The following is an 11,534-nucleotide window of genomic DNA, read 5'->3' as shown; positions in this document are numbered from 1 at the left end:
AAAATCCTGCGTGGATGATGTTGTGATTTTCAACGTCCTCCACGCAGGATGGACCAAACGCAGTGCGGTAGGCTTTTATACTTGGGCGCTCAATTTTTAGTGTCTACTTTCTTGACTGAAGTCCAATTGACACTGTTTATGTGCGCATTCACGTTTAAAATCTTCATTTTTCTTTCTCAAATGTCACTTAAATGAATTTATGGGGCATTTGGACTTCTTTCAGCACACCGTTGCCAAAAGGCAGAAACGTGAACCGTGTTACACTTGTGCTCTGGAGTACATAGAAAACACGGGGGCTGTCTTTTGGCCACCGATGTTGCACTTGTAGTCTGGACTGCATAGAAAACACGGGGGCGTACTTTGCCCACCGATGGACACATCTTTTTACACGTGATCCTTCTCAATGAGTGCATTCCGTGCAACTCTTTTTATTACAGCGCAATCGTTTTGTCACTAAAATAAGACCCATTTTCCGCCTTTTGCCCAATTTCCCTCAATGAGTACCAAATGTTTCATCGTTTCCCAAGCATATCGTTTGTGGTTTTATCAGTTTATCTTTATACTGATAAATAAGGAGGTCATTCTATGGACCACACATCGACACATGACCGCCGACTTGCCATATTATTATGGTTTAGGTTGGCTCGTTTCTACAATCAAAGCATTAAAGCCTCCAATAAACACCTTGAACAGTGGCAGTTAACGACCGCGCAATTTGATCTACTCGTACAAGTAGGCGCCCATCAGCCCGTAACTCAGCAGCATTTAGCAGAAAAGCTACTCGTTACAAAAGGGAACATTACACACCTCGTTAAAAAGATGGAAGAACGTGGCCTGATTATGAGGCAGCAAGATTGGAAAACCAAATACTTGTCTTTAACAGAGGAAGGGACCACCTTCTACGAAGAAGTGGTTCCGCAGCAAGAACAGTTTCAAATTGACCAATTTGGTGAGCTCGATACGGCTGATCAAAAAGAACTGCTTCGACTGCTCAATATACTTCATAAACAAGGAGAGAATTAACTTGCACTTACGTGGCATTCATCACGTGTCCGCCATCACAGCCCATGCAAGCGCAAATTATGACTTTTACACGAAAATTCTAGGCTTACGACTCGTGAAAAAATCTGTTAATCAAGACGACCTAGGCGTATATCATTTGTTTTATGGTGATCAAACTGGAGCTCCAGGAACGAAGATTACGTTCTTTGAAATGCCAGATGCTGAAGTGAACAAACACGGGTCAGGTAGCATTTCAAGTACGTCCTTTCGAGTGGCCAATGAACAGGCGTTGCAATATTGGAAAGAACGCTTCCTCGACAAAAACATTGAACACGGAGAAATCAGTCGCTGGGCCGGAAAGCTCGTCCTCCCTTTTCAAGACTTCGAAGGCCAACGATTGCGAATCGTCTCGGATGATCCGGACAACGCGTCGCCGAACGGATCACCTTGGGAACATTCTCCCGTCCCTGAATCAAATGCGATTCACAGGTTGGGCCCTATTGAGATTAGTGTGCGAAATGAAAAGCCAACCTTAAAGTTACTCACAACGGTATTTGGCATGCATGTCGTACACGAAGAAACAGTAGAAGAAAAGAAAACATTGTATCGACTCTCTATGTCTAGCGAACAGACGACCGACGAGGTACACGTCATACGTGACCCGGCACTTCATTTCCAACGTCCCGGTCGAGGTGGTGTTCACCACGTTGCTTTTCGTGTGCAAAACCGCGAAGAGCTCCAAAGCTGGGTCGACTACGTGAATGAGTTAGGTATCCCTAATTCTGGTTTTGTTGACCGCTATTACTTTCAATCATTGTATGTAAGAGACCCAAATGGCATTTTGTTTGAACTTGCCACCGATGAACCTGGGTTTCTGATAGACGAAGCGGAACATCAATTGGGTGAATCCCTTTCATTACCTCCATTTCTGGAGAATAAACGAACACAAATCGAAGCCAAACTACTGCCATTGAATACAACTTGGCATAAGGAGTGAAAAATTATGAAACACATTTTTCAAAAAGGTACTGACAGCCAAAAACCTGTTCTGCTACTTTTGCACGGGACGGGTGGAGATGAGCAAGACTTACTTCCGCTCAGTCAATTAATTTCACCTGGATCTTCTGTACTCAGTGTAAGAGGAAACGTTTCTGAAAATGGCATGCCACGTTTCTTCCGTCGCTTAAGAGAAGGTGTTTTTGATGAAGAGGACTTGATTTTTCGCACGAAAGAGTTAGCAGAATTTCTCGACCAAAGTGCAGAACAGTACGGATTTGATCGCAACAACATCGTTGCTGTTGGATATTCTAACGGGGCAAACATTGCCGCTAGCTTGCTTTTCCATTTTGAACACTCACTTAAAGGGGCAGTGCTTCATCACCCGATGGTCCCAAGGCGTGGCATTGATCTTCCAAACTTAGCGAACACTCCAATCTTTATTGGTGCTGGAGAACAAGATCCAATTTGTCGACCTGAAGAAACGGAAGAACTAACAAACTTGCTCAAAGGTGCAGATGCTGATGTACACCTTCATTGGGAACCAGGCGGTCACCAATTAACTCAAACTGAAGTAAACGAAGCTTCTACATGGTTCAAAAAGAATTTCTAATACACATCCATGCATTGGGATGCCTCTTCAATACAGAGGCATCCCTTTTATAATTGTTATCATTGCACGTCTCTATCTAAGATGTATCCAGCAGCTTTTCTTACGAGCGGTGAACAGTTCAGCTCAGTGATCTCCTCTAACGCGATCCATTCAACGCCACCCGAATCATTTGTCATCACCGCTTGATCTTGAAGCTGAGCTTCTATTTCAGACTGAGTCCAATGTTCAATTGAGACATCGACGAAAATGGCAATATGATGCGTCACGTCTGTCTGTTTATAACGATAATTAATTAAAAAATCAAATGTGCCAATCTGATGATTGATCAAAATCTTTTGACCTGTTTCTTCAAGAAATTCCCTTTTCAACGCTTGCCTCAACGTTTCGCACTCATTTATAGACCCACCTGGCAAATCAAACATGCCTTTATAAGGACCTTTAGTTTTGTGAATGACGAGTAGTTCATTGTGATCGTGGCAAACCCCATAGATCCCTAGATGCCGATGCCAACGCGACAACACATTCCCCCCTTATCGTACGAACCACATATGTACTGAAAAGCCACACCAAAACCTCAATAGATTTTGGTGTGGTGACTAGGTTGTACGTTTATGATTCTACTTGTGTGATGCGATCTTCAACGCTTGGAATTGTTGCACCAGACTGAAAGTAGTCAATTAAGATTTCACTTAACAGCTCTCCTGTGGACAAAACGATTTCTTGATCGCTAAACATAGAATAACCGTCGCCTCCAGCTGCTAGAAAATCATTCGTACCGACGACATACTCGGCTTCGGTGTCCAATGGTTCATCACCGATCATTACGTCTTGTACGCGGTTGTAAGGTTCTGCATTCGGGTCATACGTAAAACTCATTCCTGAGACATGTAAGAAGCCACCATTGCTCTCAGGATATAAGCTGACAGATTCTTCAAGTGCCTGAACAACGACATCGCCTGTCATCTTTTGGGCTTCAACGAGATTAATAAATGGGAAAGCATTCACAACGTCATGCATCGTCACTTCGCCTGCATCAATGCTGTCACGAATTCCTCCACCGTTCATAAAAGCAATGTCAGCACCTGTGCGCTCACGCATCGCATCCGTTATTAAGTTACCAAGATTGGATTCACTCGAGCGGACAACTTCACGGTCACCAATGAGACGCTCACTCGACTCCCCAACGACTTCACCGAGCGCTTCCTCGACTTCAGAGACGACACCTCGAACTTTTTCTTCTGTGTCAGGATGGTTTTCGAACCGAGTGCCGTCATCACGGATGAGCTGACCGTTCATTGACGCTAACTCATCCTCGTAATAAAACATATTCACAACGCCTACGGCTTTCGTATGCTCATGTGCTTGGGCGACGAACGTTCCCGATTCATAAAACGGGCGTTCTACCGCTGTGTGACTATGGCCACCAATGACTAGGTCTACGCCTTCAATCTCTTCAGCCATCGTTTGTTCAACAGCGTGACCGGAGTGTGTAAGTAGTATGACGTGGTCCACATCATCTTGCATGGCTTCAACTTCACGTTGGGCAATTTCAACATCATCATAAAATGCTAAACCTTCAACATTACTCGGGTGCGTTCGAATCGGTGTATCTTCTGTCACAATCCCGATAACACCTACTGTTTTATCCCCTAGCTCTAGGATCGTGTTTCGCTCAAGCAGTGGATCGCCCGTTTCCTCAACAATGACGTTGCTTGCTAACACGTCAAAATTCGCTTGCTCACTTAATTCAACTAACCGCTCATATCCGTAGTTAAACTCATGGTTGCCTGCAGCCATCGCATCAAAACCAATGTGATTCATCAGATCAACCATTGCTTGTCCTTCGGTGAAATGGACATTATTCGTCCCGTGGAACGTGTCTCCTGCATCTAAGAGGAGCGTATCTTCACTCGTCTCTTTAATGTGATTGTAGATCGTGTGAACACGTGGTAAACCCATCACATCTTCGTCAAGCTCCTCTACGACACGTCCGTGTATATCATTCGTATGGACAATCGAATAACGATCAAACCGCTCGTCAACCCGATTTAGAATGGACTCGACTTGGTGAGGATAAATCGTTTGTGCCGGTCGTATGGAGCCGTCTGAATATCCCGTCATAATGCCATACGCTGCGGTCGCCGCTATTGCCTCAACACCCCAACTGTTCTCATCAATGTCAGTAAGTCGTTCAATTGCATCTAAATTATCTGTTTGCAAATTCATCGCTCGTGTGAGAAATAATGACGCATGTGCTCGGGTAACGGGGTCATCTGTCCCAAATGTTGTTTCCGTTCTCCCGGTTGTGATTCCTAGCTCTAAAGCAGCCGCTACATAAGGTTTATACTCATCATTCACATCTTCAAACGGAAGAGACTCTGTATCATAATGATGAACCTCAACATCTAAACTCGTCATCATACTCTTCAAGAATTCCCCTCGAGAAACATCTGCTGCATCTGTCACTGCGGGTAGACAAAGCAATGAAGCCCCTAGACCGAAGGCTACAATATTCTTTTTCATTCGTTCTCCCACCTCCCATAAGATTACTTCTATCGTAGCAAAATCTCATATATCGACAAGACACGAGAAGGAACTTTTACACAAAAGAAGGAATTGTTTACAAATCAATAACAAAGACCTGCACCTTTCGTCTAAGGCGCAGGTCTTCGTGTTTATGAATGCGGACGACGATGTCGTTCTTTGTTCTCAGCTTGTCGCTCTTCTTGCGTCCCGAGAATTGGCTCTAGATCGTCTTGAACCGTCCTCTTATCTAGTGGGACACCACTTCGATAAGCTGCTCGGCACACAAGATGACCTGCAACAGGTGCAGTCAAGAAGACGAATACAATTCCAAGCACGAGACGAATGCTAAAGAATCCTTCTTCAAGACCGAAAAACATAAAGGCACCTGTCAACGTGACGAGTACGCCGAGCGTAGCACTTTTGGTCGCAGCGTGGGACCTCGTATAGACGTCTGGCAATCGTATGAGACCAAATGCACTAATCAAGGCGAGGATGACACCGAACAATACCAACACACTAACAATCACTTCAATCGTCGTTACGTTCAATGGCGACACCTCTCTCAATGTATTTGGCAAAGGCGACTGTACCAATAAATGCTAAGATCCCTAGTAAGAGAACCGCTTCGAGATAAGCGGTCGACCTCATATAAATGGAAAAGACGGCAATCAAAGCGATCATATTAATCCCGATTAAGTCCAGAGCATAGACGCGGTCTGGCATTGATGGACCTTTAATGACTCGGTACAACCCAACGAGTATAGAAAGGGTAAGAAGCAATAGCGAAATGAGAAGTACAACATCAAACATCTCTTGTTACCCCCTTAATCGCTTTTTCAAATTGATCTTTTGAGCGCAGTACCATGTCACTTGAATCCGGAATGTCCATTGCATGCATGTAGAATGTCTTACCATCTTCAGAAAGCTCAACGACAACAGAGCCCGGTGTGAGCATTAATAGCAATGCTAAAAGCGTAATTTCAAAATCTGTCTCCAGTGATGTTTCCATCGTGAATATCCCTGGTTTAATTGTTAGTTTCGGACTCATAATCTGTTTTGTAATGAGAATGCTCGAAGAGATCAACTCTCGTACAAATAAGATTAACAAGGACACTAGTGCACCGACACGTTTCAGATAGAAAGGAGCGTTGAAAAACCTTCGCATGAGGAAGATTAACAAGAGGCCGAGAATATACCCTAACGTAAACGCGCTGATGCTCCAATCATTTTGCAAAAACATCCATAGAACAGCAATAAAAATGTTAACTAATAACTGAATCGGCATTCTCTCACCTCTTTTACTCCGTAATCTGCATCACTGCATCAATATATAGTGAAGGATTGCTCATCACTTCTGCTGCTTGCATAATATATGGGCTGACAAACTCTGCACCTACACCCATACCAATAACTAAGACGGTCAAAATCGCACAAGGCAAAAGCGCTCCTTTTGTTGACATCTTCTCATCTTCAACACTTAGTTGGTTTTCACCCCAGAAGCCGTTAATGAATATCTTCACGACAGAGTAGAGAACCATCAAACTCGTAATCAAACCGACGGCCGCAATGACATAAAAACCTTCACCTATAGCCTCATGCAATACTAACAGTTTGCCCATAAAACCACTGAGCGGTGGAACTCCAGCAAGTGCAAGCGCGGCAATAAAGAACATCCACCCTAACGCAGCGTGATTTCGAATCATCCCGCTCATTTCTCTTAACTTGTCTGTTCCCGTCAATCCAATCATGATTCCACCGAGAATAAAGAGCAGCGCTTTAACGAGCATGTCATGCACAATATAGAAAACAGATCCTGCCATAGATGTTGTTGTAAAGATGGCAAAACCAGCGACCATAAAACCAACCGCAACAACGACGTTATACGCGAGAATCTTTCGTAAGCTCCAATGTGCAACGGCACCTATTGCACCGAGAATCATTGTAATAATTCCGAGCCACGCGAGAATCTGATGTGTCATTCCCTCTTGATGATAAAACACAAGGGAAAACATCCTGAAGATCGCATAGATTCCTACTTTCGTTAACAACGCGGCAAACAGTGCCGAAATTGCCATCGGTGGTGCTCCGTAAGGTCCAGGTAACCAGAAGTACATGAGCAATGCTGCCTTAAGTGCAAAGACGAGCATTAAGAAGATTGCCACCGTTGTAATGAGACCATCTTGTCCGGCCTCTGCAATCCGCATTGACATATGTGCAAAGTTCAACGTTCCGGTAATGCCGTATAAGTAACCGATGGCTACAAGGAAGAACATTGAAGACACGATGTTAACGAGTACATATTTAATCGATTCTCGAAGCTGCCTTTTCCCTCCCCCTAGAGAGATCAACACATAAGAAGATAGGAGCATCACTTCGAAGAATACGAACAAGTTGAACAGGTCGCCGGTTAAGAATGATCCCATAACACCGACGAGCATAAAATGAAAGAACGTATAAAAGTAAAAGCGTTCCCTCTCTTCCCCAATGGTTTTAAACGCGTACAATAAACAAGTGATGGCCACGATAATCGTCGCTAACACGAGCAACATCGCCAACATATCAGCCACAATGACAATTCCAAATGGCGGTTCCCAACCACCGAGGTTTAACGTTTGTGTGCCTTGATTATGAACGTGTTGTATGACAACAACGGCGACAATCCCGTTAATAATAAGACTGATCAGACTGGTCCATCGCTGCAATCGTAAATGTTTTCTAAAGAAGATTAAAACCAGACCGGTTATAAGAGGAATGATTAATAATAAGATTATGATGTTAGTCATCTTCAGTACCCCTTAATTTATCCATATCGTCCGTGCCAAGTTCTTTATATGACCGGTATGCAAGAACGAGGAAGAAACCCATCGTCGCAAAATTAATGACGATTGCGGTGAGTATTAGTGCCTGAGGTAGCGGGTCACTAAAACTGACGGCGTCCCCACCTGTGATTGGCGGTTCTCCTTGCTGCAGCCCAGGTGTTGTTAACATTAACAGCAATGCGCCATGACCAATAATTGCTGTACCTAAAACAATTCTTAGTAAGCTTCTTGCCATGACCAAATAAAGACCTGCAGTAAAGAGAATGCCGACTAGAATGGATACAAGTATTTCCATAATTAAACATCCTCACTAATACTTAGAATGATTGTCAGAGTTCCCCCAACTACCGTCAGCACAACGCCTAATTCAAATAGGACGGAGGTCGCTAATTCAATCTCACCGAATAGCGGGAAATCAACATACTCAAATGTATGGCTCAAAAACGGGAATCCTAATACGATCGACCCTACCGCAGTAACGGTTGAAACAGCCAGTCCGATACCGACTAACAGTCTATAGTTAATCGGGATGCCGTTACTTATCGTACGAATGTCAAAAGCTAAAAATAGCAAGACGAGGGCTGAGGCGGTCACAAGACCGCCAATAAACCCACCACCTGGATCGTGATGACCGGCAAAAAACAAATAGGCTGCAAATGACAAGATGATAAACGATACGACTTTCGTGACCGTCTGCAATATCACATCATTGGCTTTCATCGCGACCCCTCCTATTCAAGCGTAATCGTATGAGCGCAAACACACCAAGCGCGGCGATCGCTAATACGAAAATCTCTAGATACGTATCAAATGCTCGGAAATCTGCAAGGATAGCGTTCACCATGTTCGCGGCACCCGCGAGTTCGTAAGCATCTTCGTAATACCACGAGATGGATTCGAACAATCGATGATCATTCACACTTAGCATAATGAGTGTAATGAGTGTTCCTGTTGCTAACGCCACGATAAAGTTAAACGGCTGGAACTTCTCTCCTTGCTCTTCTTCTCGAGATCGAAGTTTCGGTAGATGATAGAAACAAAGCAAGTATAACGCCACAGACACGGTCTCAATTGCTAACTGTGTAAGCGCCAAATCGGGTGCACGTAATATAATAAAGAATAACGCGATTACGTACCCTAGCACGCCTACTGATACAACGGCTGTTAGCCTTGAACGTGTAATCACGACGAGCGCTGCAGCACCGATAAGACCAAATGCAAGCGCATATTCAAACAAGTTCACTTCCCCAATATCTGATTGCATCGAGAAACTGTTTGTCAAAAAGAAACTTCCACCAACGATAATTAAGAACGTAATCAAGATGTAGACGAGATAATCGCGAATGTATCCAGTCATATGGAAATCAATAATCTTATGAGACACGCGCTCCATACGTCGAATACCCCCACTGAACCAGTTGTTCAGGTGCATGCTTTGCGGGATATTGTTGTACATCCACATCCATTTCTTAAGCGTTGAGAACAGGATAAGACCTAAGGCTACGACCGCTACTGTCATCCACAGTTCAATCGCGTCCCACCCATGCCATGCTTCAATCGTATAATCAAGTGACGGGCCAATTGAAGGTGCAATTGAATTGACCATTGGATGAAGCACGTAATCGTACAACACATTCGGGAAGAAAAAGATCGCAATCACAAAGAACCCAAGAATTGACGGAGGAATTAACATGCCGAGAGGCGCTTCATGCGCTTCTTTTTCAAGTCGTTCTGGCTGGTACTTTCCGAAAAACGTCTTAGCGACAAGGACAATGCTGTACACGAATGTAAAGATACTCGCAATCCATGCGACAATCGGTATCATTACCCCATACGTTCCAACGTTAAAGATGTCTAGTTGAGCAGCATTTAATGTTCCAGTAAAGAACATTTCTTTACTTAAGAACCCGTTAAATGGTGGCAAACCAGCCATCGCTAAACTTCCGATCAGTGCGAGCGTAAACGACACCGGCATAATCGACATTAAGCCGCCAAGTTTTCGCATATCACGCGTTCCTGTTTCATGGTCAACAATCCCGACAACCATGAACAAGCTTCCCTTAAAGGTGGAGTGGTTAATGAGGTGGAATACGGCTGCTAAAATCGCGATGAGATGAATTTGAGCTGCGTCATCTCCCGAACCGAAGTACAACGCTGCAGAACCCATTCCAAGAAGAGACATAATAAGCCCTAATTGACTAATCGTCGAAAACGCAAGCAATGCTTTTAAATCTCTTTGCTTCACAGCATTAATTGAACCCCAGAATAAGGTGAATAGCCCGACACCTGTCACAATCCAGAACCATTCAGGTGTACCACCGAAAATCGGTGTGTAACGAGCAACAAGATAAATGCCTGCTTTCACCATCGTAGCCGAGTGCAAGTAAGCACTAATTGGCGTCGGCGCTTCCATCGCATCTGGTAACCAGATGTGAAACGGAAATTGTGCGGACTTCGTAAATGCACCTAAGAGCAGTAACAGCATTGCTGGTATAAACAACTCATGTTGCATTACCACATCGCCTTGTGCGATGAGTTCTTGAATGCTAAATGTACCCCCAATGTTATGCAGCATTAATATCGCTGCAAGCATCGAGAAGCCACCAAACACTGTAATGAGCATCGCCTTTTGTGCACCAAAACGGGATTGCTTACGCTGGTACCAATAGGCAATAAGTAAGAATGACGAAACGCTTGTTAACTCCCAGAACAAATACAACACAATCATGTTATCTGAAAGTACGACACCGAGCATCGCACCCATGAACATCATTAAATACACATAGAAATTATGAAGCGCTTCTCTCGCTTTCGATAAGTAAAAGATCGAATAAACGACGACAAGAGCACCAATTCCAGAAATAATTAATGCGAAAATTAATCCAAGACCATCAACGTAAACATCAAAGTTAATATCAAAATAAGGGATCCACGGCACTTCCAACATTGCCGTTTGCCCACTTGCTACCATCGGTAGAAAACTGGCTAAATAGCCAAAGATAACGACAGGTACCGCCAATACAAACCAGCCTGTATGTATCTTCGGGAATGCCTTATATAAAAACGGAATGAATACAGCAAACAATAGTGGTAAAACGATCATTATATGTACCCAGGACAATAGATTATGGCCTCCTCTTGCTTATATCGAATCAGGTCATCATACACAGTCATTATAACTTCCCCGATTGTGTGTATAGTTATTACGAAGCTTCCGCTCGCTGACCGAATATGCTTTATTGTTCATTGTACAAGTTGGAAATCGAACCGAAGAACGGTTCATCAAACGGGGTGTGAAACATGGGGAGTTTACGCTCGTAAAAAGACTGAATTTTCTCACATGAGTGTTCGGGACAACAGGGTAATTCATCTGTCTCATTAAAAGAGCGATACCGGAGTATCGTTCCTCATACTGCTTTCTTTTACGATCATATTATACTCATACAGTACTTTTCGATGCAAAAGATACGCTTCAAGAAGTGCACAAAAGGCTTGCTGTTCTATTCAATTCTTCACTGAGTATATAACAGATTGATATTCAATGCACGACAGAAGCATCCTATTTAAAAGGTTGTTGA

The 11,534-nt window shown here is 43.7% G+C and carries 12 protein-coding genes; 3 read left to right on the top strand and 9 right to left on the bottom strand.

Going from position 1 to position 11,534, the window contains the following annotated elements; genetic code table 11:
- The first annotated feature begins 585 nt into the window (after window positions 1-585).
- Genes ACE1TF_RS19540 through ACE1TF_RS19530 form a run of 3 tightly spaced genes read left to right on the top strand, consistent with a single transcriptional unit; the run spans window position 586 to window position 2,611 of the window.
- The gene (locus ACE1TF_RS19540; protein ID WP_375019242.1) at window positions 586-1,023 is read left to right on the top strand and encodes a MarR family winged helix-turn-helix transcriptional regulator; all 438 of its coding nucleotides are present in this window, start codon (window positions 586-588) and stop codon (window positions 1,021-1,023) included.
- Between the two features lies 1 nt (window position 1,024).
- Complete coding sequence (locus ACE1TF_RS19535) at window positions 1,025-1,999, top strand: ring-cleaving dioxygenase (RefSeq protein WP_375019240.1); 975 nt, start codon at window positions 1,025-1,027, stop codon at window positions 1,997-1,999.
- A gap of 6 nt (window positions 2,000-2,005) precedes the next feature.
- Window positions 2,006-2,611: an alpha/beta hydrolase gene (locus ACE1TF_RS19530; protein ID WP_375019238.1), complete on the top strand. Its 606-nt coding sequence runs from the start codon at window positions 2,006-2,008 to the stop codon at window positions 2,609-2,611.
- A gap of 59 nt (window positions 2,612-2,670) precedes the next feature.
- Here ACE1TF_RS19530 and ACE1TF_RS19525 read toward each other — a convergent pair whose 3' ends face one another.
- The 9 genes from ACE1TF_RS19525 to ACE1TF_RS19485 form a co-directional block, all read right to left on the bottom strand.
- A complete protein-coding gene (locus tag ACE1TF_RS19525; protein WP_375019236.1) occupies window positions 2,671-3,129 on the bottom strand; it encodes an NUDIX hydrolase in 459 nt (152 codons plus the stop codon).
- A 91-nt stretch (window positions 3,130-3,220) separates the two neighbouring features.
- On the bottom strand, window positions 3,221-5,134 hold the full coding sequence (locus ACE1TF_RS19520; RefSeq protein ID WP_375019234.1) for a 5'-nucleotidase C-terminal domain-containing protein: 1,914 nt from the start codon (window positions 5,132-5,134) through the stop codon (window positions 3,221-3,223).
- A gap of 152 nt (window positions 5,135-5,286) precedes the next feature.
- Window positions 5,287-5,685, bottom strand: a complete 399-nt coding sequence (locus ACE1TF_RS19515) for a Na+/H+ antiporter subunit G (protein ID WP_042398297.1) — start codon at window positions 5,683-5,685, stop codon at window positions 5,287-5,289.
- Window positions 5,666-5,947, bottom strand: a complete 282-nt coding sequence (locus tag ACE1TF_RS19510; protein WP_042398294.1) for a Na(+)/H(+) antiporter subunit F1 — start codon at window positions 5,945-5,947, stop codon at window positions 5,666-5,668. The genes ACE1TF_RS19515 and ACE1TF_RS19510 overlap by 20 nt, the downstream gene beginning before the upstream one ends.
- Window positions 5,940-6,422: a Na+/H+ antiporter subunit E gene (locus ACE1TF_RS19505; RefSeq protein WP_375019232.1), complete on the bottom strand. Its 483-nt coding sequence runs from the start codon at window positions 6,420-6,422 to the stop codon at window positions 5,940-5,942. The genes ACE1TF_RS19510 and ACE1TF_RS19505 overlap by 8 nt, the downstream gene beginning before the upstream one ends.
- A gap of 13 nt (window positions 6,423-6,435) precedes the next feature.
- Window positions 6,436-7,920 carry a Na+/H+ antiporter subunit D gene (locus tag ACE1TF_RS19500; protein ID WP_375019230.1) on the bottom strand — a complete coding sequence of 495 codons (1,485 nt, stop codon included), beginning with the start codon at window positions 7,918-7,920 and terminating at the stop codon, window positions 6,436-6,438.
- Window positions 7,913-8,251: a Na(+)/H(+) antiporter subunit C gene (locus tag ACE1TF_RS19495; RefSeq protein WP_042398291.1), complete on the bottom strand. Its 339-nt coding sequence runs from the start codon at window positions 8,249-8,251 to the stop codon at window positions 7,913-7,915. Before ACE1TF_RS19495 ends, ACE1TF_RS19500 begins: the two co-directional genes overlap by 8 nt.
- A gap of 2 nt (window positions 8,252-8,253) precedes the next feature.
- Window positions 8,254-8,676 carry a Na(+)/H(+) antiporter subunit B gene (locus ACE1TF_RS19490; protein WP_042423033.1) on the bottom strand — a complete coding sequence of 141 codons (423 nt, stop codon included), beginning with the start codon at window positions 8,674-8,676 and terminating at the stop codon, window positions 8,254-8,256.
- Window positions 8,663-11,077 (bottom strand): Na+/H+ antiporter subunit A, encoded by a 2,415-nt coding sequence (locus ACE1TF_RS19485; RefSeq protein WP_375019227.1) that lies wholly within the window; start codon window positions 11,075-11,077, stop codon window positions 8,663-8,665. The genes ACE1TF_RS19490 and ACE1TF_RS19485 overlap by 14 nt, the downstream gene beginning before the upstream one ends.
- Window positions 11,078-11,534 lie beyond the last annotated feature (457 nt).

It is taken from the genome of Geomicrobium sp. JSM 1781026 (genome assembly GCF_041949955.1).
Lineage (GTDB): Bacteria > Bacillota > Bacilli > Bacillales > Marinococcaceae > Geomicrobium_A.
Note: the sequence above shows the minus strand (reverse complement) of the source record. Positions and strands in the feature narration are given on the sequence as shown.